This is a genomic window from Bacillus cereus group sp. TH152-1LC (assembly GCF_027710505.1).
In the GTDB taxonomy this organism is placed as follows: Bacteria; Bacillota; Bacilli; order Bacillales; family Bacillaceae_G; genus Bacillus_A; species Bacillus_A mobilis.
On record NZ_JAQFNK010000014.1, the window covers coordinates 117,302 to 142,839 of the forward strand.

Below are 25,538 nucleotides of genomic sequence, written 5' to 3' on the forward strand. Positions count from 1 at the left end.
ATGAAGAATGTAAATTATGTTAGGGATTCATTCATATTATTTTTAAATACTAAAAAGAACTCATAGCAAACAAGCAGGTAGAATTGAAAGTTTTTCAAGTAACGAGTAGAAGAGGGAAACTAATAACTATATCCATTTTTAAATTGTTTAGGTGAAACACCTGTATGTTTTTTAAAGACTTTTGTAAAATGGCTCTGGTCATGGAAATTTAATAGTGTAGAAATTTCGGATATAGAATGTTTTGTGTAGGTCATTAAACTTTTTGATTCATCAATTTTAGCACGCTGTATATATTCGCCTAGTGACATTCCAATTTCTTTTTTGAAAAGGGAAGATAGATAACTAGGATTTAATCCGACTATATGTGCAAGGTGAGATAGTGTAATTTCCTCGTAAAGATGAGTAAATATATAATTTTGACATACGTTTATAGGTTTTGAGTGTTTTTGCATTGTTCCATTCTTTACTCGTTCTGAGAACTCAAGTAAAGCAGTCTCCAAAAATGGAAAAATGGCTTCACTTTTATTTATTTCTTCGAGTTTTTGAATAAATAAATCACTGAGTGTATATGCGATTTCAGGAAATAGTCCACCATCTATAGCTGATCTTGTCGCAAGTGTAATTGCTGCGATGGCAGAGTTTTTCTGGCTGCGCAAGTGACTTGTTTTTGACAACATCCCAAGATCTCCTGATTCAGGTAGACTCCTTAAATTTTTAATTAAATCATCTTTTTTTCCCTGCTTAATACATTCAAATATTTTTCTTTCAGCCTGAGGGTCAATATGAGTTAATGTACTTTGACGTTGCGCCGATATATGTATATCGGGTTGTTCAATTTCAAATTCTGTCTTTTTTATCATTATATTTTTTTGGAGAATATCAGCAATGTCTAATTTTTGTTGATACAACATGTAATATAAAATCATACTTACATTTATAAAATTCAAATTGCTTAAAACGGGGAGGGATTGATAATATTGAACCATTTCCTCCGTGTTTATTTTTAGATGAAGATCGTTTATGAGACCTTTAATGGAGGGTTCTGATAGTTTGGAATAAAGTACGGGTCCAACGATAATGTTCCCACTAAGTTGATCATTCAAGCATAAGTTAATGGAGAAAAAATTTTCAAGAAAAGAAGTCTCTTCTAGTACTGGAAAATTATAAGCGGAATTTTCTTTGAATAGTTGATTACATAACTGCTCTTTTGAAGAATAGAAAGGGTGCTGCTGAAAATTAGGCGAGATTTCAAATGCCAAATCCTCTTTGTTATCAATAAAAAAGATAGGTGTTTTATGTATGTCAAAGACTAACTTACAAATATAATATAGATCTTCTAGTTTGGAGCAATTCATGATTTTAACCTCTATTCTATAAAAAATTAGCCAGTGTGAGTGCGGATAGTCATAAATAATTAACTAAAATTTTTACAAGTATTCTAAAGAATATACCATAATATCTAAAAAATAATAACTATAATAACATTAAGAAAGCGTTTACTTAATTATTTTTTAGGGGGCTATCTATTATGAAAAGAGATATTAAGAGAATTATTTCACAAATGACATTAGAAGAGAAGGCAAGTCTATGTTCTGGATTAGACTTTTGGAATACAAAAGGAATTGAGAGATTAGGGATTCCTTCCATTATGGTAACTGACGGACCACATGGTCTTAGAAAACAAGCAGAGGGAGCAGATCACTTAGGGATTTATAACAGTATCCCATCAACTTGTTTCCCATCGGCAGTAGGGTTAGCAAGTACATGGAATAAAGAGTTAATCAATCAAGTAGGGGTTGCATTAGGAGAAGAATGCCAGGCTGAAAATGTAGGGGTTCTTCTTGGTCCAGGTGCAAATATAAAACGTTCGCCACTATGTGGAAGAAACTTCGAATATTTTTCAGAGGACCCGTATTTATCATCACAAATAGCTACAAACCATGTTAAAGGTGTACAAAGTCAAGGAATTGGAACGTCATTAAAACATTTCGCCGCTAATAACCAGGAGCATCGCAGAATGTCTGTAGATGCAATTGTTGATGAAAGAACATTGCGTGAAATTTATCTTGCTAGTTTTGAAGATGTTATTAAGGAAGCGCAGCCTTGGACAGTAATGAGTGCTTACAACAAAATAAATGGAGAATACGCTTCGGAAAATCCGTATTTATTAAATGATATTTTAAAAGATGAATGGGGATTTGAAGGTTTTGTCGTATCCGATTGGGGCGCAGTAAATGAGCGTGTTGCAAGTTTAGCGAACGGTTTGGAGTTAGAAATGCCTTCAAGCTTTGGGATTGGTGAGAAGAAAATTATTGATGCAGTTAACGGTGGTGAGTTATCTGAAGAAAAGCTTGATCAATCAGTAGAGCGTCTTCTTAACATTATTTTTAAAGCCGTGGATAACCAATTAGAAAAAGTAAGGAAGCGCATCATCAGCTTGCAAGAGAAGTTGCAAGTGAAAGTATGGTGATGTTACAAAATGAAGATTCCATCCTTCCGTTGAAAAAAGAAGGAACAGTAGCAGTTATTGGCGAGTTTGCAAAGCAACCACGTTATCAAGGCGGCGGAAGCTCTCATATTAATCCAACAAAGCTTGAAAGTATTTTTGAAGAAATTGAAATGGTATCAGGTGAAAAAACGAATATTTTATTTGCACAAGGCTATGACCTTGCAAGTGATGATGTGGATGAAAACATGATTAATGAAGCGAAAAGAGTAGCAGAGAGTGCAGATACAGCTGTTCTTTTCGTTGGACTTCCAGATCGTTATGAATCAGAAGGATTTGATCGAAAACATTTACAAATGCCAAAAAATCACGTAATTAATTGAGGCTATCGCTGAAGTACAACATAATATTGTTATAGTCTTAAGTAACGGCGCACCAATTGAAATGCCATGGATAGGCAAAGTAAAAGGAATACTTGAAGGCTATTTAGGCGGGCAAGCGTTAGGCGGAGCGATTGCTGATATATTATTTGGGGACGCGAACCCAAGTGGGAAACTAGCAGAAACATTCCCGAAAGTGTTAAGTGATAACCCATCTTACTTAAACTTCCCTGGTGAAGGTGACAAAGTGGAATATAAAGAAGGTGTGTTCGTGGGCTATCGTTATTACGATAAGAAAAAGATTGAACCATTGTTCCCATTTGGGTTTGGATTAAGCTATACGAATTTTGAATATAGTAATCTTTCAATCGATAAGAAAGAAATAAAAGATACGGATACGGTTTCTGTTCGTGTAAACGTGAAAAATACTGGTAGTATAGCAGGGAAAGAAATTGTTCAGCTGTATATAAAAGATGTTGAAAGCAGTATGATTCGTCCTGAAAAAGAATTAAAAGGGTTTGAAAAAGTAGAATTGCAACCGGGAGAAGAAAAAACGGTTAGTTTTATTCTAAATAAAAGATCATTTGCTTATTACAATGTTGAATGGAAGGACTGGCAAGTTGAAACTGGTGAATTCGAAATTTTAGTAGGGAAATCTTCAAAAGAGATTGTTTTACATGATCGCATTTTTGTTCAATCAACAACTATAATTCAAAAACCTGTCCATCGTAATACGTTACTAGGGGAAATATTTATGGACCCAATCTTAGCGCCAATCGCAAAAGAACTAATGGAGAAAGCATTAAAAGATAGCCAGTTTAGTAGTATGGCTGAAGGGGATAGTGATGCCTCTGAAATGATGGAGGCTATGCTGAACTATATGCCGTTACGAGCGTTAGTGAACTTTAGCGCCGGTGCTTTTACAGAAGAAATGTTAGGTGAAATCATTGGGCTATTAAACGATGTGCAAATGAATCAATAAGTAACGTAAAAAAACGCAGTTTGCAACTAAACTGCGTTTTTTCCGTTCTATAAATTTTTGGAATTCTAAAAAAATAGAAGGTATAATTCTATAAATATAGAATCTAATACGTAGTAAAATAAGGAGGCGATAAAATGGAAGTCTTTCACGTAACGAGTAGAAAGAGGGAAACGTACAATGTTCAAATAAAGTATTCGATACTTTTCGAATGTGCACTAGGTATTGCGGCAATTACTCATAAAAGGTTAATCGATACTCTTGAAAAGAGTCAAAATGAATGGGAAGAAATTAAGGAATCATTAACAGAAGAAATGAGAGAGCACCTACAGTTTGTAGAAGAACATAATACGTGGAAAGCATTGCTTCAGTTATTGTATGAAGGAGAGTTTCAGGATCTATCACAGTTTCATGCTACAATCGATTCGCTTTCAGAAGAAGATTTGAAGTATATATGTTTACCGTTTTTAGGCGAGAAGTATGAAGAGAAAAGACATTTAGCAGCAAGTGGAGATGTAACTGCAACACATGAACTAATGGAACTGACAAATGATCATCAGTTTTTCTCCGCGTATATTCGTTTTATATGTGATGTTCATGTACAAGTGCTGAAATCCCATTTAATCGCTGTTATGACAGGATGGTATGAGAGTGTTATTCAGAAAGAGGAAGAGCAAATACTATCTATATTAAAACGAGATTATGAAGCGAAAAATGAAATGAATAAAAAGATGAAACCAGAGGAGTTTGTCGAGTGGGCGACCGGTGGTGTGAACTATATGCCAGAGCCAAGTGTTCATTACGTACTTCTTATCCCGCAAATGATATACAGACCGTGGAATATTGAGGCGGATATTGAAGATACGAAAGTATTTCATTACTCAGTCGCAAACGAAAGTATCCATCCTGAAGATCTGTATGAACCGAATTATTTTTTAGTTCAAAAACATAAAGCACTTGGGGATGAAGCGAGATTACGCATTGTAAAAATGTTGTTCGAAAAAGAACGAACATTGCAGGAAATTACAGAAAGACTGCAACTCGGTAAATCGACTGTACACCATCATTTGAAATTGTTGCGTGCAGCGAAGTTAGTTGATATACATGACGGGAGATATGTATTAAGAAAGAAAGCAGTACAGTCGTTAGCGAAAGAATTAGATGCGTTTTTAAATAGATAATATGCAACTAGAATGTACATAAAGGGAGGAATTTAAGAGAAAAGTTGGTGTATGAAATTGAAAAATGTGTTGAAAAATCGTTCGTTTTTTTTCATGTGGATTGGTAGCGCGATTTCAGAATTGGGCGGGGCTTTTGGAACGTTATGTAATTCAATTCTTGTTTACGAATTAACAGGGTCAAAAACAGCATTAAGTAGTATGTGGTTACTATATTTTATCCCATCGCTCATACTGCAACTTATAAGTGGTCCATTTATTGATAAATGGAGCCGGAAGTGGATTATGATATTTTCGCAATGGGTACGAGCTTCGGCTTTCTTACTACCGTTAGTGATGTTACTTACTAGTAGTATAGAAGTTTGGCATGTGTATGTCGTACAAATTATAATCGGGCTTATTACGCCGCTGTATACACCTGCAAGTCAAGCGATTACACCGAGCATTGTAAGTGAAGAACAACTTCAAGACGCAAATGCATATATTGATGGGATGGCTCGACTTATGATGTTTCTTGGACCAATATTAGGCGGAGTGGCCATTCATTTGATGGGAGTAGAACTTACACTATCTTTCGTATGTATTTGTCTATTTGTTAGTGGCACTTTTTTACTTTATATAAAAGAAAAGAGAACAACACAATCCATTCGGAAAACGTGGCTAGAACAGTTTCTTCACGGTTTTACATATTTTTTCACAAAACCAGTTATCGTTTGGCTCGGTGTCTTTCTTACTTTCGTGCAATTTGGGGTGGGGGTAACGCTGGTTACAAACCTTCCTTATATAAAAGATGAGCTGTCATCAGGGTATGCGGAGTTTGGTTATTTTATGGCTGGTTTCCCGTTTGGCTATGTAATTGGATCTATACTAGTCGGAAAAGTAACATATAAAAGCCGGCGTATACTTATGCTTGGTGGATTGTTTATAGGAGGACTCACATACATTTCTCTAGGGTTCAATCATAGTATAGTAATTGCGGTGTTCATTGAAGTAGTTGCAGGCATTTGTATTTCATTTTTCAATGTTCATAACACAACAATTTGCCAACAAACAGTACCAAACAATATGATAGGACAAATATTTTCAGTGCGTTTATTTTTCATACGATCCGCTATGCCGTTAGGTGTGTTATTAGGAGGCATACTAAGTGAAGTGTGGGGAATAAGAGCACTATACTTTATTATCGGTGCGATTATATGTGTTACTTCTTTAATAGGATTATTCCTTCCATATTTCAAATTTTTAGATGAAGCTGTTGAAGAGAAAACAGCATAATTCAAACAATTAAAACTTTTTAATTGAAAATAATTATCATAATCAACTATAATAGAAGAATACTAGTATTCGTATTAAAAAGAGGGAGTGGAATATATGTTTATCGAAACGAAAACATTTACAGTAAAAGAAGGTACATCAAATATAGTTGTAGAACGTTTCACTGGAGAAGGTATTATTGAAAAATTTGAAGGATTCATCGACTTAAGTGTTCTTGTGAAAAAAGTAAGACGCGGAGATGAAGAAGTTGTCGTTATGATTCGCTGGGAATCTGAAGAAGCATGGAAAAACTGGGAAACAAGTGAAGAACATTTAGCAGGGCATAGAGCGAGTCGTGGTAAACCAAAACCAGATCATATCATTAACGTTGATCACGCAGTTTATTATGTAAAATCATCGAAAGCGGCTTATCAACAGTCGTAATATATATGTAAAGGTAGAGGATATTTGTTTAGTAATAAACAAATATCCTCTTTTTTTGATTTATAGTAAAATATGGATGTGATATATGTTTTATTGTTTCGTTATAAATGGAGGTAAATGAAGTGAAAAAAATGTTACGAATGGCAACTTTAGCGACGATATTGTTATCAGCGTGTAGTAATAATAATGTGAAAGAAGAAGTATCTAACAACGAGGAAGTAAAACGTGAAAGTAGTGCAAAAATAGTAGAGAGGAAGGAGTATATCATTATTGATAAGAAGTATAATGATATATTTCTAAAAGATGCTAATTCAAATAAAGAAGATAGTGTGAAAGTAAGTTTAAATGATTTAAATCCAACAAAATGGGAAGCACCTGTAAGAAACGGTATTCCAGATATAGGTGATCATATTTCTTTAGAAAAAGAAGAGGGTAAATATACACCTACATTAGTAAAAGATCTTGTTGGTGAAATAAAGTATGATGGTACAATTAAATATAAAATTTTAGAAGCAACTAATAAATCAGTAAAGTGGCTTCCACTAAATAAAGAGAACGATGGTGGGGGTGTTCTACCAGAGATGGTAAAAGTAGTGAATGCTTCAAAAATAAAAGCTGGAGATATTGTTACAATTCAAGATAAAACAAAAAGCAGTAAAGACGCAATTGTATATGAACTGACAATCGTTGAATAAGTATGTAGAAGATTATAAGAAAAGTACAATATATTTAGGTGAGGAATAACTCCATAATAATATGTTTGGAGGTTACAAATGTTAGAAGCACAGACATCTATTAAACATGAACAACATAAAAAATTAGTGCAAACAATAGTAGCTGAAATCTTATCAATAGATAAGGTAACTGGATGTATGCTTATCGGATCTGTCGCAAGAGGTGATGCATATCCTGATTCGGATTTAGACTTATATATTCTTTTAGAGGACGGACAAAAGAAGAAATTTCATTCTGAAATGAGACAAGAAATTTTAGTTGAATATAAGTATGCAGACGTTAATCAAATACTAGTAAACTTTAAAAATAATCCGATGGAACTATACTCATTTTTAGAAGGGGAAGTTTTATTTGATACAAGCGGTGAGTTAAAAAAGTTAAAGGAAATAGCTACATATGAATTTGAAAACTATCGTGTTTCTAGCGGCAAAGTGAAAGGTATTTCTCACTGGTTACATAGTTCGCTCATTAAAATTCAGTCTGCTTTGAAAGCAAATGATGAGCTAAAGGCTTCATACATCGTTCATACGTCAATTTGGACATTGCTAGAAGGGATATGGGCTATGAATAACAAGCCTACACCGCCAGCGGGATCTGTTTTAAGGTATATTCAAGAGTTGCCTAATAAACCAATCCATTTGGAGGCATTACTTCATAAATTATTTTTAGGGGATACGACAGAACGTATTGAGTCGGCAATCGTGTTAATGGAGTGGATGTTACATAATTTGAAAAGTAACTAATGTGGCTATTTTATATCGGTACATTCATATTTCACGTCGAATGGTTCATGTAATTGCATTCATAAAAAAATCGTTCTAGGCTACAGAAAAAAGTATTAGACTATAAAGCATAGTCTTAGATGGAACGCTTGAATATCTTTCCCTACATATTTAAGTATTATGGAAATGAGTCTACATACCCTGTGTTTAAAAGGAGATGAGTGAATGAAGTTAAATCATTTGAATCTATGTGTTGATGATTTATCAGAAGCGAGAGATTTCTTTGAAACATTTTTTGATTTTCAATTTTTAGAGCAAAAGGGAAAGGCACTAGTAGTAATGAGTGATGAAAGTGGATTTATACTTGTACTAAGTGATCCAAAAGCATTTAAAGGAAATATGGAAGTGATGTATCCAGAAGCTTTTCATATTGGTTTTTTAGTGGATACTTCAAATGAAGTTGATCAAACATATAATCGTTTACTATCTGGCGGCATTGAAATAGAAAAGGCACCGTATTCTATGAGAGGTAGTAGTTACGGTTTTTATTTTACAATGTTTAACGGATTGTTAATTGAGGTGTCCTGCCTTGACTATAAACAGGGTAAGAAAATTCAATAGCAACCAACAAGAGTAATTGTTTAATGTTGTAAATATAGCCCCTTATCCAGTTTGGAAGGGGCTTGATTATTTTAAGGAACATAAAAGTAAAAATAAACGAATTTTATTCAGGAAAAGGACTTGTGAGACAGCCTTTTTATTAATCTATCTGAATCTCAAATTCAATTACAGCTTGATCTTTCCTAAACGGTATATTAAGTTCTTTAAATCGTAAGCTTATTCCAGACAAATTATCAGGAAGGGCAGGAGATATAACGAAATGATGACTAAAATGTCCATCAGTGCCGCCACCACCTTCTGGCCAGCAATCATATGTATCATCTATTGATAATTGGAAGAAACTATGAGGCTTATTTTCATTAAAAACTTCATCAGTGGAATCCCAATCACTATATAAATAAACTACACTAGCATTTGCATATTGCCGAATAAAAGTTACGGTATACATAATGCCTTCATGTTCATGTGTTTTAAAAACCGGTATATGTTTTTGGAATGTAGTTGGTTCAACGCGAGGTTTAAATTCACCTTCGTCCATCATAGAAGAAAATAGTGAATTTAAATAATCCGGATAAAATCCGTATTGCTTTGCCCATTTGTAAATGGCTTCATCATGTGGAAATCCTGGATCACCACCTGAAAGTTCTTTCCGTTCTTTTAATAGGGCACAAATTTTTTCATCGATCGTATATAATCTTTCATCGTAATAATCAGTAGGGCGTTCAAAAGTCATACGTTGCATAATCATTCCTCCTTTTCTTTATTTTAACAAAAAAAGAAAGGACGATACATTTTTAAATGTAAATATTAATTGTAAATCTAAGATCATTCATAACTCAAATATGGTAGATTTAAAATGAAGTTTGATAACAAGGTCTATTTTGCAGAGGAATTGCTTATGTATAAAATAATAATAATGTATGAATCAAGCAGGTTTCCCATATGGTAAAGTACGAAACTATTATAAGTAGTACAGTGATATGAATAGGAGGTTATCGCTATGACAGCTGTATTTAAAGATATGGCATTCCAGCTAAAAACGGAGCGACTCGACCTGAATATGTGGGAAGAATCTGATGCGGTCTGGTTGAGAAAGTTAATTGGTGAACGTGGTGTGGACATGCCAACCATTGAATCTGTTCGTAGCCATCTTATCGAAATGCGCAAGAAAGCAGCTGAAAATGGTATTTCTCTTCTTACTATTCGTAGGAGAGAAGAAGGGGATTTCATCGGATACTGTGGCTTAATCATCGGTCGGTCCACGCTTGAAGAACCGGAAATTGCATACGAGTTGTTCCAAAGTGCTCATCGTAATGGTTATGCGACAGAGGCTGCATCAGCAGTGCTTGAGGCTGCGATTGCTACGGGTCGTCATAGACTTTGGTCTACTGTAGGGGCTTGGAATACGGCGTCTTTTCGGGTATTAGAAAAGATAGGGTTTAAGCGGCATCACAGTACGTGGGGGGAGCGCGGCGAGATTGTATGGAACGTACGTGATCTGTAGAAATCTGATCAAATTCGGAACGATAAAAAATATACAAGAAAGCCCATATGTTAGATTACTAAGTAATCTAACATATGGGCTTTTCTTTATAGAAAATATTGATTTTGTTTATATTTTAGCTTAATTTTTTACATCTTCAAATAATTGAAGTGCCTCTTTCACATTCAATCCATTCTTCACAATACCATGAATCGCTTGAATCATCGCAGCAGGATGTTCAGATTGCCATATATTCCGGCCCATATCTACGCCGATTGCACCTTCTTGCAGTGCATTGTACGTAATGTTTAATGCGTCTTCAATTGAATCTAGTTTTGGTCCACCAGCGATTACGACTGGAGCAGGGCAAGTACTTGTAATTTTTTCGAATCCCTCGCAGTAATACGTTTTAATAATGTCAGCTCCCATTTCAACACATACGCGGGAAGCGAGTGCAAGAAAGCGAGCTTCGCGTTTTTGTAATTCTTTCGCAACGGCAGTAATACCGAGTACTGGTAGACCGTAGTCGTGAGCTTCTGAAACTACATTTGCGAGATTTGATACCGTTTGTGTTTCATAGTCTGATCCGACAAAAACAGAAACGCCGACACCTATTGCATTTTGTTTTACTGCTTCTTTGACAGGTGTAACAATTGTTTCATTCGCTAAATCTTTGCCGACGACAGTAGCTCCGCCTGATACACGCATAACCATCGGTGTGCTGCAGTTTTCAGGAATACAGGAGCTAAGTACACCGCGCGTTAAAAAGAGGGAATCTGTATAAGGAAGTAAGTTTTTAACTGTTTCAAGTGGTTGTTCTAGCCCGTGAATTGGTCCTAAAAAGTAGCCGTGATCTATTGCTAACATAACCGCTCTGCCATCAGGTAAAATTGTATTTAATCGATTTTTAAATCCCCAAGTCATGTGAAATCACTCCTTCGTTAATGTTGGATTTTCCGTTTGTACCGTATCTTTATTTGGTAAATGTGGTGACTTAATAAAAACTGCTTTAAAAGGTTTATCGGAATGGTTAATTAAATAGTGAGATTCATGAGGGCGAACTTGCAGGACATCACCTTGTTTAATTGGAACTCTTTCGTTATTCACATAGAAATCTATTTCACCTTCTAAAGCATAAAAGACTTCCTCACATGTTGTATGATAGTGGTTTTGAAACTCTTGCCCAGGCTGGATGACAACAAGGCCAAGATCAATGTTCGGACCTTGTATTAAATATTTCGGCCCGTTATCACCGAAGCGATAGGAGAAATCATTTTCATTCGCTTTTAACATACATTTCACTCCTTTATGTAAGGTGTTACAGAGCACCAGGCGCAATCCACATATGTGAGGTGAGCCCTTTATCAGCTAAGGCGAGTTGACTGTCATACACAGTTTTCCATGTTTCATAGAAGTCTTTATATAGTTCATGATTTTCAGTAATTGGCTCGAATGTGTGCTCCCATTGTACAAACTGTTCAGCAGTTTCTTCCATAGATGAATATATGCCAGCGCCAACTCCAGCAGCAATCGCAGTTCCTAAAGCAGCTGCTTCTTTCACAACCGGTACTTTAACAGGGATACCGAGTACGTCAGATAAAATTTGTGGCCATAGTTTTCCTTTAGCAGCACCGCCAGCAAAAACGACTTCAGAAGGGAATGTCCCTGTGAGATTTTCTATTAATTTTAAGTTACCAAGTGTAACGAAGGCAGCATTTTCCTCAATAGCACGGAACAGTTCTTTTTTTCCGCATTTGTCAGCGTCTAAACTTAAATTTAAAAAAGAAGGTGCGGCATGACGCCAAGAAATGTAGTTCATAACGTTGGAAAAGGTAGGGATAATACCATGTGAACCGACAGGTACGTCTTTCGCTTGTTCTTCTAATAATTCATAAGCATCTACACCGAGTTTGTCAGCAAGTTTCTTTTCCTCTTGGCAAAAAGCGTCTCGAAACCAGCGCATAACAAGGCCAGGGAAAAAGGCAATTGTTTCATATTGCCATAGGTTCGGAACGACGTGACAATTTACCCGAATTGCAGCTTGTGGATCTATTATCGGCGCTGTAATATTCACTTCTTGTTGCCAAAAACTACCGCCGCATATTAATGTTTGATTAGGCTTCACGACTCCAGTTCCGAGCGATGCCATTTGAGCATCTCCACCCCCAGCGACGACAGGAATTCCTTCACGTAATCCAGTTAATGTGGCACACTCTTTCGTAACGTTGCCGATAACGGTACCAGCTTCATTTACTGTTGGTGAAAATGGCAATGTTAAACCACATTCTTTAGCGACATCGTTATCCCACACTCTATTTTGTAAGTCAAAAATACCGGACGTACATCCGTTTGAGGGATCGATTTGCAGTATGCCGCTTAATTTATATAAAATCCAATCGTTTAACATCGTAAAAGAATGAATATTGCTATAGACGTCTGGTTCATGTTTTTTAATCCAAAGTAGGCGGGGGAAAGCACCTAGTGAAAAAGTTTGACCAGATCTTGTATATAAATCTTCTTCAAGATGTGACCTGATTTCTTTTAATTCACTAACTTCATCGGATGCGCGCCCATCAACATTTGCGCAAGCCCATATTTCTTGCCCATCTTTATCATATAAAACAAAACCTTCTCGCATACTAGTAGCGCTAATAGCTTGAATAGAAGAGGGAGAGACATTACTTCTTTGCAGAACTTCTTTCGTACATTGTTGTACAAGTTGCCAGTTTTCAATGACATCAAAATTCATAGAGCCTGGGTAACTAGGATCCGTTTTATGAATCCATTCTTTTTGACTTACCGCAATTTGATTACCTAGTAAATCAAAAAGAACAGCTCGAATGCTTCCTGTACCAGCATCAAAAGCTAATAAATGAGACATTAACAATCACCATCCTTTCGTAATAAGGAGAGGGCCGTTTCCTCATCGGTAATTAATGTATGAATGAATTTTCCTTTTAAGGCACCATAAATTGCATCTATCTTTTCTGTACCTCCAGCAACACCAATGACATGCTTCATTTTGCGAAGGATAGAGAGCGGTGTACCAATAAGGCGGTTGTGATGTGGGAGCTTTAATAAATCACCATTCGTATTGTAAAACTGCCCTAAAATATCACCAGCTCCGTTTTGACTACGAATATATGTCATCTCACGTAGTGTTAACTTTTCTTCCTTTACAATCGTAGCGTCTTGAGATAGTCCTCCAATACCGACAACGGCCGTATGTGCAAGTGAAGCGACATGAAGCATATCCTTTACACTCGGTTCTGATAAAATACTTTGTGCCATTTTTGTTGTAGATGCTAGAAACGGAGTAGGAATAATGTGAAGATCGCCTTGCATGTATTGTAAATAGTTTTGTTTTCTCGGGAGATAGTGATTTACTCCGCCAGTTAGCGTTACGATTGAAAGATTAATGGAACTTTCAAAATGAATATTTTCTAGCATTTTGCTAATCGTTTCACCCCACCCAATGCCGAGTAAATCGCCTTGTTGGAGCTGAGTTTCTAAATACTGTGCAGCAGCTTTTCCGAGAGAAGCATGATAATTGTCTATTGGAGTAGGGATAATAAAAGCATCTTTTAAGTGGAATTTTTTCATTAGGTCACGTTCAATACTTAAACAGTGCAAACCAGTACCTTTTACGTGAAATGTAACGATACCTTCACTGCGTGCCTTATCTAATAACCGGACGACTTTATTTCTAGAAATATGAAGAAGTGAAGCGATCTCCTGTTGTGTTAATTGATCTTTATAATAGTACCAAGCTACTTTAGTTAATAAATTCTCTTCAAAGTTCAGCTGTGTCATACTCGTCATCCCTTTCAACAATTGACCAATGCTTAAACATATGTGCCGTATATTTTGTTTATTCCAGTTGAAACGATTAATAGTCTGATGAAAAAAGGAATATACAATGCTACAAAACAAGTAGAACAAATAATCATTTTCTCAAAAAATGTTCTGTATAAAGGCAGGTGACATCATGTGGATAACGTACCTTTATTACAAGTAAAGGAAATGAGTAAGGCGTTTTCAAATCAACTTGTACTAAAAGAAGTAAACTTACAAGTAGAGCGTGGTGAGATATACGCTTTAGTTGGGGGAAATGGTGCTGGAAAATCAACATTAATGAAAATATTAACGGGGTTATATTCGTATGATAGTGGAGAAATGTATGTAAAAGGAATGAGGAAACAGTTTGCAAATCCGAAAGAAGCACACAGAGAAGGGGTTTACTTAATACCACAAGAACCACTCATTTTTCCGCATATGACCATTGAAGAAAATATATGTATCGGACTGAAAAGGAAGAAAAAGGAATTAAAAGTAAAGATTCAGCAATTAATTGACAGTTTAGGATGGGATATTGACCTTAATGAACTAGGAGGATCACTATCCATTGCGCAGCAACAGTTAGTAGAAATCGTAAGAGGATTAATACGAGAAGCCGAGATTCTTATTTTAGATGAGCCAACATCGACATTAACAACTCACGAAATTAAGAGTCTTTTTGTGCTGATGAAAAATTTACAAGAAAAAGGAATTGGGATGATATATATTACGCATCGCTTTCCAGAAATCTTTGAAATTGCCAACAAAGTAGCGATTTTACGTGATGGAATGATTATAAGCCAAGGGGATGTATGTAACTATACATATGACATGCTAATGGAGGGGTTATTGCCGCAAGGGTATAAACAAGAAGAGAAACGAGAAACAGTGCAAGAGACAAAAGAAACGAAAAAAATATTAGAAGTAACTGATGTAACGAGTCACGCTTTCGAAAATATATCATTCACTGTACATGCTGGTGAAATTGTAGGTATTGCGGGCATTGTTGGATCGGGCAGAACTGAATTAGCAGAATCGATATTAGGATTAAAATCTATAAAATCAGGTTCTATTTTATTAGAAGGAAAATCAATTGATGCATGTTCTTTGCATAAAAGACTAAGAGAAGGACTTGTTTATGTGCCAGAGGATAGAGCAAGAAATGGTATTTTCTCAATTGCATCGGTTAAAGAAAATATGACTGCAGCAAGTTTACATCGGAATTGTCGCTTTTTCATTAACCAAGAAAAAGAAAGCGCTTTAGTAGAGTCGTATATAGAACAGTTTCGAATTGTTGTACGAAGCATGGATGAAGTACTAGCATCTTTATCAGGAGGTAATCAGCAAAAAGTCGTACTTGCAAAATATCTTGCGTGTAATCCGAAAATTATTATTCTTGATGAACCGACTCGCGGAATTGATGCGAAAGCAAGGCATGAAGTATATGAGACGATAGAAAAAATGAAAAGGGAAGGGCTCGCAATATTATTAATCTCTTCAGATATTGAAGAAATTGTCCAATTAGTAAACCGTGTATATGTAATGCGAAATGGAAAATTTGTTTCTCATTTGGAGAAAGAAAAGGTGAATGTAGATGAAGTTACACGTCTTGCTTACGGAGGTGTAACGGAATGAAACGTATGTATAAAATGCACGAAACATCTATCATACTGTTATTACTAAGTTATATTGCCATTGTCGGAATGATAAATCCAAGTTTCGTTCAACTTAACTCGTTATCTTTAATGATGAAATCTAGCGTTATTTTAGTCGTGCTAGCAATTGGTCAATCGTTTGTCTTATTTACGAAAAATATAGACGTATCAGTTGGTTCAATTATGGGATTAAGCGCAGCGATTTGCGGGATGTTGTTAACGGAGGGGTTTAGTACAATCTTGTCTATTACTGCCGCTATAATACTTGGGGCTATTATTGGTTTTGTAAACGGAGTTGGCGTTGCGAAGCTTCGAGTACCCGCTATTATTATGACATTAGGTATGTTAGGGGTCATTAGAGGTGCGATGTTAATTTTCACAGGCGGAAAATGGATTGAAGATATTCCAAACAATTTTAAGCAACTCTCATCTATCGTCATACTTGGTCTGCCAATAACTGTATGGGTTGTTCTGATTATTTTACTACTACTATACTTCTTATTAAGGAAAGTACCATACGCGAGATACTTCTATGCGGTAGGTGATAATGAAGATGGCGCGAGACTTATTGGTATACCAGTTAATAAAGTGAAGATATATGCGTTTATTATATCAGGCATAAGCGCTGCGCTCGCTGGTTGCATATTTGTTATGAATATCGGGTTCGTTCCTAACCAAACAGGTACTGGGATAGAACTACAGGTTATCGCAGCTGCTGTATTAGGAGGAGTTCATTTAAAAGGCGGAACGGGTTCTATAGTTGGAGCGGCATTAGGAGCGATATTTTTAGAGGCGATAAGCAGTTCACTCATCTTTTTAAAAATACCAGCATTTTGGAATAATGCTATTTCAGGTTTTTTATTATTACTAATCGTCATATTAGATAGTGTTATGAAAAAGTGGAGGGCAGAAAGGAGGATGAATCTATGAAGTATTTATACAGATGGGAAAGTGTTCTAATCGTATTACTTCTTATAGAATTCATTCTCTTTAGTTTTATAAGTAGTGATTTCTTAAATATTAGTAATCTCCTTTTTAGTACGAATGATTTCCTCTTTATCGCAATCGCGGCGATACCAATGACTTTCGTTATTGTAACAGGAGGAATTGATGTATCGGTCGGCTCAATAATGGGGCTCACTTCAATCTTGATTGGTGTACTTTGGATGAACGGAATACCTATTTTGTTTGCTGTCATAATAGCCCTAATCATTAGTTGCTTAGCAGGAGCTTTAAACGGAATCATTATAAAAATGACAGATGTAGAGCCACTAGTCGTTACACTCGGAACGATGTTTTTATACGGCGGAATTGCACTCGTCATTTCAGGAGGGGCAGGAGCTTCTGGATATGAAGGGATAAGCGGTTTACCTGACGAATTTGTAAAACTGGCAAACAGTAGTTTTGTAGGGATACCGAATTTATTATGGTTATTGATTATCTTAACGATTTTATGCACTGTATTGTTTCATCGTACTATTTATGGGCGCCACGTCAAATTAACAGGTGCGAACGAAAACGCAGCAAAATACACTGGGATTAAAACGAAAAAAGTAGTTATCATCGCATACATACTTTCCGGGTTAGGAGGTGGATTAGGGGGCGCTTTTTTAACTGCGTATTTCGGTTCCGCGCGTGCAGATATGGGAAGTGAAACGATTTTACCAATCATTACAGCAGTTGTATTAGGAGGGACACTTATTACAGGGGGAAAAGGAAGCATTATCGGTACTGTACTGGCAAGTATTTTTATAGGGTTAATGCAGTATAGTTTGCAAATGACGGGTTTAACAAATGAACAATCCAACGTAGTAATTGGTATTATTCTTATTCTTTCAGTTATTATAAGACATTTCAAATTACATCAATTTACAACGGGGAAAAGAAAGAGTTTGCATAAGGGGGAAATGTCATGAAGAGAAAACTAGGGATTGTATTCATTGTATGTATTTGTTTAATCGGTTTAATAGCTTGTTCTAGTCAAACGGCAGATAAGAAAAAAGCGGATGATGTGAAATTTGCATTCATTCCGAAACTAACTGGGGTTGGCTTCTTTACATCTGGTGGTGAAGGAGCAAAAGAGATGGGAGATAAACTAGGCGTACAAGTGAAGTATGATGGACCGTCTGAAGCAAGCGTATCAGGGCAAGTGAAATATATAAACAATTTTATTAACCAAAACTATGATGCACTTATGATCTCCTCTACTTCAGTGGATGGTCTATCACAATCATTGCAACGCGCTAAGAAAAAAGGGATGACGGTGTTAACGTGGGACTCTGATGTGAATCCGAAAGACCGTTCATTTTATATAAGCCAAGGTACACCAGACCAACTTGCTAACTTATTAATTGAAATGACTTCAAAGCAAATTGGAGATAAAGGAAAAGTAGCCTTCTTTTATTCTAGTCCAACAGTAACGGATCAAAATCAATGGGTAACGAAAGCGAAAGAAATTATTAAAAAGAAATATCCGAACTGGGAAATTGTAACGACGCAGTACGGTGAAAATAATGCGCAAAAATCTTTATCAGTAGGGGAAAATATATTAAAAACGTATCCAGATATTAATGCAGTCATTTGCCCGGATGCAACGGCACTACCAGCGATGGCACAAGCGGCCGAGAATTTGAAAATGGATAAAAAAGTTGTTGTAACTGGCTTCTCTACACCAAATGTTATGCGTGATTATGTAAAACGAGGAACAGTACAACAATTTGGATTATGGGATGTAAAACAACAAGGTGCACTCGCAACGTATGTAGCAAATGAAATAGTAGTAAAAGGGAGGAAGTTAAAAGTAGGGGATAGTTTCGAAGTAAAAGGAATCGGAAAAGTGAAAGTAGAGCCAAACTCCATCCAAGGTTATGATTATGAGGCAGAAGGAAACGGAATTATCGTATTGCCAGAGCGGGTTGTATTTACGAAAGAGAATATTGATAAATATAATTTCTAGTAAAGAAAAAACGTCCGAATATATCGGACGTTTTTTCTTTAGTTATGAACCGTTTCTTTTTCATTTAATCCAAGTGTACGACCAGTCGAAGTGTGAAGGTCTTGGAATAATCTTGGGTTTTCAGTTAATGAAATGCCGTAGGAAGGGATCATTTCTTTTATTTTTCCTTCCCATTCTACCATGCGGCTTGGGAAACATTTTTCTAATACTTCAAGCATGACGTGAACAGCAGTAGAAGCACCTGGTGAGGCACCTAGTAACGCAGCGATTGATCCATCAGCCGCACTAACAACTTCTGTACCGAATTGAAGAGTACCTTTACCACCAGCATCAGTATCTTTAATTACTTGCACACGTTGCCCAGCAACTACAATATCCCAATCTTCACTTTTCGCGTTCGGAATGAATTCCCGTAATTCTTCCATACGTTTTTCATGTGATAACATAACTTGCTGAATTAAGTATTTTGTTAGTCCCATTTCTTTTACACCAGCTGCTAACATCGTTAAGACGTTATTCGGTTTTACAGAACCAATTAAGTCAAGGTTTGAGCCAGTTTTTAAGAACTTAGGAGAGAACCCTGCGAACGGTCCAAATAGTAAAGCTTTTTTATTGTCTATATATCTCGTATCAAGGTGAGGTACAGACATTGGCGGAGCGCCAACTTTAGCTTTACCGTATACTTTCGCATGATGTTGCTCTACAACTTTTTGGTTTTTACATACCATAAATAGTCCGCTTACTGGGAATCCACCGATATGTTTTGATTCAGGGATACCAGTCTTTTGTAGTAGAGGTAGGCTACCGCCACCGCCGCCAATAAAGACGAATTTTGCAGTATGATGCTCAATTTTACCACTATTCATATCGTGTACTTTTACTTCCCACAACCCATTCTTTGTGCGTTTAATATTTTCGACACTATGTTTGTAGTTTAGCTCGACATTTTTAGTTTGTAAGTAATCAAACAACATACGAGTTAATGCACCGAAGTTCACATCTGTTCCAGAGTCAATCTTCGTTGCAGCCATCGGTTCGTTTGGCGCACGTCCTTCCATAATGAGTGGAAGCCATTTTTTTAATGTTTCAGGAGCATCGGAAAATTCCATACCTTGAAACAGTGGATTTTTTGAAAGCGCTTCAAAACGGTTTTTTAGAAACTCAACATTTTTTTCACCTTGTACTAAACTCATATGAGGTAGAGGCATAATAAAATCTTGTGGATTACGAATTAATTTACTTTTTACAAGATATGCCCAAAATTGTCTTGAAAGCTGGAATTGCTCATTCACCTTTACAGCCTTACCAATATCTATAGATCCGTCAGATTTTTCGGAAGTATAGTTCAGTTCGCATAGCGCAGAATGCCCTGTACCTGCATTATTCCATTCATTAGAGCTTTCTTCCCCGGCACTTGCGAGTTTTTCAAAAACTTTAATTTCCCATTCAGGTGCTAATTCTTTTAGTAATGAGCCTAACGTTGCACTCATAATTCCTGCACCAATTAAGATAACGTCTGTTTTTTGCTGCATGTTGCTCATGATAATCTCTCCATCCCCTATATTGGCAAAAAAGAGTAGGTGTTCACTATATCTAAGCCGTAAAAAGAAAACACCGCCTAGGCCCCACCTAGGTATTTACCTTTTTTGTCTCAATTATATAACCATCTCATACTCTATTATAATAATTAATAGACTAAAATATCTAGTGTTATCTGATAATTTTAAACTATTTAACGTTTTATTCGCTAAAAATCTTATTTAACAAGCTCTTTTAAGGTGGTAAATAGAAAAAAATTACAGTTTGAAATTATCTCGAAAAAGCTTACGTATCGTAAAGTGGGTAGAAAGGATACCTTTTTATGGAATTTTCGCACTAGGAATAGTAAGATTATTCTGTAAAAGTAAAAGGAGGGATACCAATGCGTACACAAGAACAAATCGCAAACTTATTTCGAAATTTTTCAATAAAGGAATGTAAAGGGTCAAGTGACTTATATGAATACTTATCAATAAAAATTGCTGAAGATGAGGAAGTACTTACACTATCTTCCTACGCCCAAGTGGGTCAACCAGTTCCAAACTTATTATTAGGCGCAGTACATTATTTATTACTAACAGGGAAAGAACATCAGTTAAAAACGTATTATAGTAGCTTAGTTGAAAATACGAATACAAATTTAGATCAAGCGTTTGATCATTTTAAAGACTTTTGTAAAGAGTGCCGAGAAGAAATCATAACTTTGTTACAAACGAAACTCGTTCAAACGAATGAAGTAAGGCGATGTGCGTACTTATACCCAAGTTTCTGCTATATATTTAATAAAGTGAAAAAGCCGTTAGCGTTAATAGAAATTGGGACAAGTTCTGGATTACAACTATTTTGGGACCAATATAGCTATTCGTATGGAACAGATGAAACATACGGGAATATAAATTCGAATGTACATTTAACTTCTGAAATAAGAGGGGAAAATGTGCCTCATTTTCTAAAAGAAAGTCCATCTGTCGTAGAAAGAATCGGACTAGATTTGCATGTAAATGATTTACATAGTAATGAAGATTATTTATGGCTACGTGCACTCATTTGGCCAGAACATAAAGAAAGACTTGAAATGTTTGACCAAGCCGCATCTTTAGTAAAAAATGAATCTGTCCAACTAATAGAAGGAGACGGTGTAGAGTTATTACCATCTATCATTGAACAAATAAGTGAAGATGCAGTAATCTGTATTTTCCATACACACGTCGCAAATCAAATACCTGAACAAGTAAAATATAATTTAGAAAAACAAGTGCAAGAAATCGGCGCAAAACGTGATGTATTCCACCTGTATAACAACATGTGGGACCGGGACCTTCATATTGATTATTATATTAACGGAAACGAATATCGTGAAACGGTTGGGGAAACGGAAGGGCATGGGAGATGGTTTAGTTGGAAACTTGGGAATGAGACGCTTATTTAGATTAATAGAGGCGCCCTTACTTGTAAAAGATGGGGCATAGGCTCAAGCATTGACTAAATGGTTAAGGAATAAATTTATTAGTAACATACAAAAAATGCTTCGGAGAAATCCTAAGCATTTTTTGAATTACATTTAAACCCCATAATGGATCATGTACTTCTGTTCTGCTGTAGCTTGTACAATTTTTGAAGCTAACTCATTCAGCTCATCAGAATTTTTGAAGAACTTTGAAGATGTAACTGTTTCATAGAATATTGCTAATGATTCAGGCGGGATAATTGTAATACCGTAATAGGCTAAACCATATTCCTGATTTTTGATTGTATGGAAGTAGGTTTTCATAATTGATAAATTTTGATTTAAACTACTGATAATATCATCATCAACAGAAATACAATGATATTTCTCTGGTGTATAATCTTCGTAATTTTTTTGAGAAGTAAAATCGTCAATTATTCCAAAATCATGGACACATGCCATCATTATCATCCTTTCAGCTTTAATAAAGTGAGTTCTATTAAAGCAAAATGGTCATTTTGTTTACGTGTAATAGAAATAGTAATGTAGTTCATAAAATATCTTCGGTTCTTCTTCGTGAAAACAGTTTATTTATCGATAAACTCATCGGGAGTCCAAGTGGCAATTTCATTACCAGGTGCAGCAACTACAAGCCATTGCTCACATTGCGCTCCAGCTTGCCAACATTCATAATCATCATGAAAACCATTTACGAAAATAATTTGCCCATTCCCTAACGTAATGATTAGATGAGGGCTTTCTACGCCGAGTTGTATATCTATAACTTTTTGTCTTCTCATTTCAAATATTCTCTTATATGCTTCTTCCTCAGTATAAGCGTCAAAGTCATCTTCATTTAATGGGTATCTTTTTGGAGATTTATTAAATAAACACCATTTTGTCTCGATATTGATATATAATTGCCCCTCATAATGAACAGGATCATGAAAATTTATAAAATGAATTTTTATTGTGGTTGGAGAAATCTCAAATTGTAATCCATCAACTTGCGCTCATATAAAGAGGTTTTTTAACACATTTTCAGCGTATGTTTTATCCTCTGTATTCATAATTGAAATCCTCCTTTCCTAACAAAATATAACTTATATTTTTATTGTAATAAATAAATTTCCATGTAAAATGAATCTTTTGTAAGAAACGGGCGAATATAGTGTGAAAGATTATGAGAGGGGAACGTAATGTTGGATGAAGCACAATTGAAAGAATGGCTGTATAAAATGGAGTTTTGATGTTTTTCATTGCTCTTTAACAGCCTTGTAAAGTCATTTTTCGCTTCATCTAACAGAATAGTACGTTCAGTAATTTGCGCTATTACTTCTTTATTTGCTACGAGTTGGAAATATAAATTAAAATCAATTTCTTCAAATTTAGCTTTTGTATAATATTCCTCCAAACTAATTTTCAATTGTTCTTCAGAAAAGATAAACGACACATAAATTATAATTTCAATTATAAAATCATTGATAAATTGAATTGTTAATTTTTGATTGATGCTATACATACAATAAGTAATTAAGTGCGTGTACGATGGAGCGAATAAAGAAAAGGGTGAATGGTGCGTATGAGTTCATTTGAGCAAATGATATATGTTGGTGTCATTATGTCTACTGTACTATCCGTGCTAATTTTAGGATCTTTATATTATAATCCTCGTCTTTCGTTAACTGATTATCCGAAAGATATTCAGAAGGTAGTTTTTCCAAAATCGATTTATGAAAAAAAGCAAACGATTTACTTTAATATCGTATATAATGCTATTCTTTTCGGTACTCCTTTCGTTTCTACATATATACTACATAAGCATGAAAAATTATTATATGTTGATGCCTATGTGCATACTTTTGGTATTTTAATGATTTTTAATGTAGTAGATTTGTTTATATTGGATTGGCTAATCTTTTGCTGGATTACTCCAAGGTTTGTTGTTATTCCTAGCACAGAAGGCATGAAGGGGTACAAAGATTATAAGTTTCATTTAAGAGGGGCTATAGTCGGCACGAAATTTTTAGCAATCGTAAGTTTGTTTTTGGCAGGAATCGCGATAACTATGTAGCATAAAAACTATTGTTTCATTTTGTTTTGATAGAAGAATTCTAGGTGATTTTAAACATGTTTTTAGTTTTTATAATACAGTCTCATAAATATTAATATATGTTATATAGAGTGAAAATTTATTTTATAAAAAGGGGTGTGTTATGAAAGAAACGAATGACTCTTTAGGAAACGATTTAAAGAAAGATATAAAGTTTTCTATTATAATCCCTGCGCACAATGAAGAAAAGTACATTGGAAAATGTTTAGATTCCATTTCAAAGGCAGCGGAAGCATATAAAAATCAAACTGAAGTCATAGTGGTTTTAAATCGTTGTACAGATAAAACAGAGGAAATAACAAAGGTGTATAACTGTATTACATTAAAAAATGAAGATAAAAACTTGTCTAAAATCCGAAATGCAGGAGCCGCGATAGCTACTGGGGAAATAATCATTACTATAGATGCTGATACCGAAATGACAGAGTCTTTTTTGTCTAACGTAGATAAATATTTAGTTTCAGGTAAATATATTGGCGGCGGGGTAACTGGTAAGTTTGAAAGAATATCTTTAGGAATCTTTGTTTCCGCATTGTTACTTATAATTCCATTATTTTTTAAGTATGGGGCTATATCTGTCGGGATTTTTTGGTGCTATAGAAAAGACTTTATGGCGATTAACGGATTTAATGAAAATATGCTTATGGCAGAAGATGCAGATTTTGCAAAACGGTTAAAAGAATGGGGAAAACAACAAAATAAGAAATTCGGTACAATAAAAAATGGAATGATAACTTCGTGCAGAAGATTTGATACATATGGAGATTGGACTTTAGTTAAAAATCCAAAAATAATCTTAGCTTATTTAAAAGGAAATGATAAAAAATATGCAGATAAAACATATTATGATAATCAAGAAAGATAACTGTAGCAATTCTTAAACAAATATCCTTTCGCTCACTTCATTTTATATTTGATGAGGTGATTTTTTATGTATAGAACGTAAATGTATAAATTTGATATTCTTGAAGAAAAAGGGTTTTTAACAACAATATATTAAGTAGTATTAATATATTGTTACAAAAGTTTTGATATTCTGTGAAAATACCTTATTTTATGGAAGTATTTGATATAATGGAAGTCAAAAAAACGTAATGGAGGCTAATATGAAAAAAATAATTGGCGCAGCTACAGCAACAGTTTTTGGGATGGGGGCTTTTACCACAGTTGCTACTGCAGAAACTATCGTAACAGCAGATGTACTCAACGTACGTGAAAAACCGACTACGGAATCAAAAGTTGTCGAAAAAGTAAAAGAAGGAGAAAAGTTAAAAGTTATACATACGGAAGAAGGATGGTCCAAAATTGATTTAAATGGTAAAGAAGTATTTGTAAGTGCGGAGTTTACAAAAGATGTGTATTATGTAACCGCGAATTTGTTAAATGTCCGTTCGGATGCAAATACTGAATCAGAAATACTTGGTAGACTGAAAAAAGATGATGTTATTGAATCAACGCACCAAGTAAAAGACGGATGGCTGCAATTTGAGTATAAAGGAAAAACAGCTTATGCAAATGTTTCTTTCCTATCAAGTACAGCACCAGTTGAAAAAAAAGCTGAAGAGAAAACGAAGCAAGTAGCGAAAGTACAAAAAACGGTTAAAGCTAAGGAAGAAGTGAAAACACAAAAGGCAGCAAAGCCTAAGGAAGAAGCGAAAATCCAAGAAGTAGCAAAGCCTAAGGAAGAAGCGAAAGTCCAAGAAGTAGTAAAGCCTAAGGAAGAAGCGAAAGTCCAAGAAGTAGTAAAGC

Annotated in this window: 25 protein-coding genes and 1 pseudogene; 16 read left to right on the forward strand and 10 right to left on the reverse strand. The window is 35.2% G+C overall.

The features are described 5' to 3' along the window. Positions 1-119: 119 nt before the first annotated feature. The gene (locus PDL00_RS24540; RefSeq protein ID WP_270731713.1) at positions 120-1,355 is read right to left on the reverse strand and encodes a helix-turn-helix domain-containing protein; all 1,236 of its coding nucleotides are present in this window, start codon (positions 1,353-1,355) and stop codon (positions 120-122) included. A 173-nt stretch (positions 1,356-1,528) separates the two neighbouring features. Here PDL00_RS24540 and PDL00_RS24545 point away from each other — a divergent pair. The 7 genes and pseudogenes from PDL00_RS24545 to PDL00_RS24575 all read left to right on the forward strand — a co-directional run bounded on the left by PDL00_RS24545 (position 1,529) and on the right by PDL00_RS24575 (position 8,759). Further along, positions 1,529-3,808 (forward strand): annotated as a pseudogene (locus PDL00_RS24545) (glycoside hydrolase family 3 C-terminal domain-containing protein). A 134-nt stretch (positions 3,809-3,942) separates the two neighbouring features. Further along, the gene (locus tag PDL00_RS24550; RefSeq protein ID WP_242255907.1) at positions 3,943-4,986 is read left to right on the forward strand and encodes an ArsR/SmtB family transcription factor; all 1,044 of its coding nucleotides are present in this window, start codon (positions 3,943-3,945) and stop codon (positions 4,984-4,986) included. 51 nt (positions 4,987-5,037) lie between these two features. Then, positions 5,038-6,258 (forward strand): MFS transporter, encoded by a 1,221-nt coding sequence (locus PDL00_RS24555; RefSeq protein WP_270731717.1) that lies wholly within the window; start codon positions 5,038-5,040, stop codon positions 6,256-6,258. A 96-nt stretch (positions 6,259-6,354) separates the two neighbouring features. Then, complete coding sequence (gene hmoA / locus PDL00_RS24560; RefSeq protein WP_000469503.1) at positions 6,355-6,681, forward strand: heme-degrading monooxygenase HmoA; 327 nt, start codon at positions 6,355-6,357, stop codon at positions 6,679-6,681. A 107-nt stretch (positions 6,682-6,788) separates the two neighbouring features. Beyond that, positions 6,789-7,376 (forward strand): hypothetical protein, encoded by a 588-nt coding sequence (locus tag PDL00_RS24565; RefSeq protein ID WP_242255904.1) that lies wholly within the window; start codon positions 6,789-6,791, stop codon positions 7,374-7,376. A gap of 78 nt (positions 7,377-7,454) precedes the next feature. Further along, positions 7,455-8,159 carry a nucleotidyltransferase domain-containing protein gene (locus PDL00_RS24570; protein ID WP_270731720.1) on the forward strand — a complete coding sequence of 235 codons (705 nt, stop codon included), beginning with the start codon at positions 7,455-7,457 and terminating at the stop codon, positions 8,157-8,159. Between the two features lie 204 nt (positions 8,160-8,363). Continuing rightward, positions 8,364-8,759, forward strand: coding sequence for a VOC family protein (locus PDL00_RS24575; protein ID WP_242255900.1), 396 nt, complete (start codon positions 8,364-8,366; stop codon positions 8,757-8,759). Positions 8,760-8,898: 139 nt separating this feature from the next. On the opposite strand, the gene PDL00_RS24580 is transcribed toward PDL00_RS24575, so the two are convergent. After that, a complete protein-coding gene (locus tag PDL00_RS24580) occupies positions 8,899-9,501 on the reverse strand; it encodes a hypothetical protein (RefSeq protein ID WP_270731723.1) in 603 nt (200 codons plus the stop codon). Between the two features lie 258 nt (positions 9,502-9,759). Between PDL00_RS24580 and PDL00_RS24585 the strand changes: the two genes are divergently transcribed. After that, entirely contained in the window at positions 9,760-10,263 is a 504-nt protein-coding gene (locus PDL00_RS24585) for a GNAT family N-acetyltransferase (RefSeq protein ID WP_242255897.1), read from the forward strand. A 120-nt stretch (positions 10,264-10,383) separates the two neighbouring features. Here the strand turns inward: PDL00_RS24585 and lsrF are convergent, their stop codons facing one another. From lsrF to PDL00_RS24605, 4 genes are read right to left on the reverse strand one after another with little or no spacing between them, the layout of a single operon-like run. Continuing rightward, the gene (gene lsrF / locus PDL00_RS24590) at positions 10,384-11,166 is read right to left on the reverse strand and encodes a 3-hydroxy-5-phosphonooxypentane-2,4-dione thiolase (RefSeq protein WP_000219776.1); all 783 of its coding nucleotides are present in this window, start codon (positions 11,164-11,166) and stop codon (positions 10,384-10,386) included. Between the two features lie 6 nt (positions 11,167-11,172). Continuing rightward, complete coding sequence (locus PDL00_RS24595; protein ID WP_000909986.1) at positions 11,173-11,535, reverse strand: cupin domain-containing protein; 363 nt, start codon at positions 11,533-11,535, stop codon at positions 11,173-11,175. A gap of 25 nt (positions 11,536-11,560) precedes the next feature. Next, entirely contained in the window at positions 11,561-13,123 is a 1,563-nt protein-coding gene (lsrK, locus tag PDL00_RS24600; protein WP_270731726.1) for an autoinducer-2 kinase, read from the reverse strand. Continuing rightward, a complete protein-coding gene (locus tag PDL00_RS24605) occupies positions 13,123-14,055 on the reverse strand; it encodes a sugar-binding transcriptional regulator (RefSeq protein ID WP_242255892.1) in 933 nt (310 codons plus the stop codon). The genes lsrK and PDL00_RS24605 overlap by 1 nt, the downstream gene beginning before the upstream one ends. A gap of 177 nt (positions 14,056-14,232) precedes the next feature. Here PDL00_RS24605 and PDL00_RS24610 point away from each other — a divergent pair, with 177 nt between their 5' ends. Genes PDL00_RS24610 through lsrB form a run of 4 tightly spaced genes read left to right on the forward strand, consistent with a single transcriptional unit; the run spans position 14,233 to position 18,690 of the window. Continuing rightward, positions 14,233-15,714: a sugar ABC transporter ATP-binding protein gene (locus tag PDL00_RS24610; protein WP_270731729.1), complete on the forward strand. Its 1,482-nt coding sequence runs from the start codon at positions 14,233-14,235 to the stop codon at positions 15,712-15,714. Continuing rightward, positions 15,711-16,664, forward strand: a complete 954-nt coding sequence (locus PDL00_RS24615) for an ABC transporter permease subunit (RefSeq protein ID WP_242255890.1) — start codon at positions 15,711-15,713, stop codon at positions 16,662-16,664. Before PDL00_RS24610 ends, PDL00_RS24615 begins: the two co-directional genes overlap by 4 nt. Next, a complete protein-coding gene (locus PDL00_RS24620; protein ID WP_270731732.1) occupies positions 16,661-17,650 on the forward strand; it encodes an ABC transporter permease in 990 nt (329 codons plus the stop codon). The genes PDL00_RS24615 and PDL00_RS24620 overlap by 4 nt, the downstream gene beginning before the upstream one ends. Continuing rightward, a complete protein-coding gene (gene lsrB / locus PDL00_RS24625) occupies positions 17,647-18,690 on the forward strand; it encodes an autoinducer 2 ABC transporter substrate-binding protein LsrB (protein WP_242255887.1) in 1,044 nt (347 codons plus the stop codon). Before PDL00_RS24620 ends, lsrB begins: the two co-directional genes overlap by 4 nt. A gap of 38 nt (positions 18,691-18,728) precedes the next feature. On the opposite strand, the gene PDL00_RS24630 is transcribed toward lsrB, so the two are convergent. Continuing rightward, entirely contained in the window at positions 18,729-20,231 is a 1,503-nt protein-coding gene (locus tag PDL00_RS24630; RefSeq protein WP_063259466.1) for a malate:quinone oxidoreductase, read from the reverse strand. Between the two features lie 380 nt (positions 20,232-20,611). Between PDL00_RS24630 and PDL00_RS24635 the strand changes: the two genes are divergently transcribed. Then, positions 20,612-21,658, forward strand: a complete 1,047-nt coding sequence (locus PDL00_RS24635; RefSeq protein WP_270731736.1) for a DUF2332 domain-containing protein — start codon at positions 20,612-20,614, stop codon at positions 21,656-21,658. A 132-nt stretch (positions 21,659-21,790) separates the two neighbouring features. On the opposite strand, the gene PDL00_RS24640 is transcribed toward PDL00_RS24635, so the two are convergent. From PDL00_RS24640 to PDL00_RS34930, 3 genes are all read right to left on the reverse strand, one after another. Further along, the gene (locus PDL00_RS24640; RefSeq protein WP_242255883.1) at positions 21,791-22,141 is read right to left on the reverse strand and encodes a short-chain dehydrogenase; all 351 of its coding nucleotides are present in this window, start codon (positions 22,139-22,141) and stop codon (positions 21,791-21,793) included. A 122-nt stretch (positions 22,142-22,263) separates the two neighbouring features. Then, positions 22,264-22,662 carry a hypothetical protein gene (locus PDL00_RS24645; RefSeq protein ID WP_242255918.1) on the reverse strand — a complete coding sequence of 133 codons (399 nt, stop codon included), beginning with the start codon at positions 22,660-22,662 and terminating at the stop codon, positions 22,264-22,266. 125 nt (positions 22,663-22,787) lie between these two features. Next, the gene (locus PDL00_RS34930) at positions 22,788-23,102 is read right to left on the reverse strand and encodes a hypothetical protein (RefSeq protein ID WP_442868348.1); all 315 of its coding nucleotides are present in this window, start codon (positions 23,100-23,102) and stop codon (positions 22,788-22,790) included. A gap of 156 nt (positions 23,103-23,258) precedes the next feature. On the opposite strand from PDL00_RS34930, the gene PDL00_RS24655 reads away from it, so the two are divergent. From PDL00_RS24655 to PDL00_RS24665, 3 genes are all read left to right on the forward strand, one after another. Beyond that, positions 23,259-23,750 carry a nitroreductase gene (locus PDL00_RS24655; RefSeq protein ID WP_242255881.1) on the forward strand — a complete coding sequence of 164 codons (492 nt, stop codon included), beginning with the start codon at positions 23,259-23,261 and terminating at the stop codon, positions 23,748-23,750. A gap of 142 nt (positions 23,751-23,892) precedes the next feature. Continuing rightward, the gene (locus PDL00_RS24660) at positions 23,893-24,654 is read left to right on the forward strand and encodes a glycosyltransferase (protein ID WP_242255879.1); all 762 of its coding nucleotides are present in this window, start codon (positions 23,893-23,895) and stop codon (positions 24,652-24,654) included. Positions 24,655-24,895: 241 nt separating this feature from the next. After that, positions 24,896-25,538, forward strand: a 643-nt coding sequence (locus PDL00_RS24665; protein ID WP_270731738.1) for an SH3 domain-containing protein, incomplete at its 3' end; no start/stop codon positions are given.

Excerpts from the sequence above, each read along its gene's own strand:
- PDL00_RS24540 (WP_270731713.1), bottom strand. The coding sequence starts at position 1,355 with ATGAATTGCTCCAAACTAGAAGATCTATATTATATTTGTAAGTTAGTC.
- PDL00_RS24550 (WP_242255907.1), top strand. The coding sequence starts at position 3,943 with ATGGAAGTCTTTCACGTAACGAGTAGAAAGAGGGAAACGTACAATGTT.
- PDL00_RS24555 (WP_270731717.1), top strand. The coding sequence starts at position 5,038 with ATGAAATTGAAAAATGTGTTGAAAAATCGTTCGTTTTTTTTCATGTGG.
- hmoA (WP_000469503.1), top strand. The coding sequence starts at position 6,355 with ATGTTTATCGAAACGAAAACATTTACAGTAAAAGAAGGTACATCAAAT.
- PDL00_RS24565 (WP_242255904.1), top strand. The coding sequence starts at position 6,789 with ATGGAGGTAAATGAAGTGAAAAAAATGTTACGAATGGCAACTTTAGCG.
- PDL00_RS24570 (WP_270731720.1), top strand. The coding sequence starts at position 7,455 with ATGTTAGAAGCACAGACATCTATTAAACATGAACAACATAAAAAATTA.
- PDL00_RS24575 (WP_242255900.1), top strand. The coding sequence starts at position 8,364 with ATGAAGTTAAATCATTTGAATCTATGTGTTGATGATTTATCAGAAGCG.
- PDL00_RS24580 (WP_270731723.1), bottom strand. The coding sequence starts at position 9,501 with ATGCAACGTATGACTTTTGAACGCCCTACTGATTATTACGATGAAAGA.
- PDL00_RS24585 (WP_242255897.1), top strand. The coding sequence starts at position 9,760 with ATGACAGCTGTATTTAAAGATATGGCATTCCAGCTAAAAACGGAGCGA.
- lsrF (WP_000219776.1), bottom strand. The coding sequence starts at position 11,166 with ATGACTTGGGGATTTAAAAATCGATTAAATACAATTTTACCTGATGGC.
- PDL00_RS24595 (WP_000909986.1), bottom strand. The coding sequence starts at position 11,535 with ATGTTAAAAGCGAATGAAAATGATTTCTCCTATCGCTTCGGTGATAAC.
- lsrK (WP_270731726.1), bottom strand. The coding sequence starts at position 13,123 with ATGTCTCATTTATTAGCTTTTGATGCTGGTACAGGAAGCATTCGAGCT.
- PDL00_RS24605 (WP_242255892.1), bottom strand. The coding sequence starts at position 14,055 with ATGACACAGCTGAACTTTGAAGAGAATTTATTAACTAAAGTAGCTTGG.
- PDL00_RS24615 (WP_242255890.1), top strand. The coding sequence starts at position 15,711 with ATGAAACGTATGTATAAAATGCACGAAACATCTATCATACTGTTATTA.
- PDL00_RS24620 (WP_270731732.1), top strand. The coding sequence starts at position 16,661 with ATGAAGTATTTATACAGATGGGAAAGTGTTCTAATCGTATTACTTCTT.
- lsrB (WP_242255887.1), top strand. The coding sequence starts at position 17,647 with ATGAAGAGAAAACTAGGGATTGTATTCATTGTATGTATTTGTTTAATC.
- PDL00_RS24630 (WP_063259466.1), bottom strand. The coding sequence starts at position 20,231 with ATGAGCAACATGCAGCAAAAAACAGACGTTATCTTAATTGGTGCAGGA.
- PDL00_RS24635 (WP_270731736.1), top strand. The coding sequence starts at position 20,612 with ATGCGTACACAAGAACAAATCGCAAACTTATTTCGAAATTTTTCAATA.
- PDL00_RS24640 (WP_242255883.1), bottom strand. The coding sequence starts at position 22,141 with ATGATGGCATGTGTCCATGATTTTGGAATAATTGACGATTTTACTTCT.
- PDL00_RS24655 (WP_242255881.1), top strand. The coding sequence starts at position 23,259 with ATGAGTTCATTTGAGCAAATGATATATGTTGGTGTCATTATGTCTACT.
- PDL00_RS24660 (WP_242255879.1), top strand. The coding sequence starts at position 23,893 with ATGAAAGAAACGAATGACTCTTTAGGAAACGATTTAAAGAAAGATATA.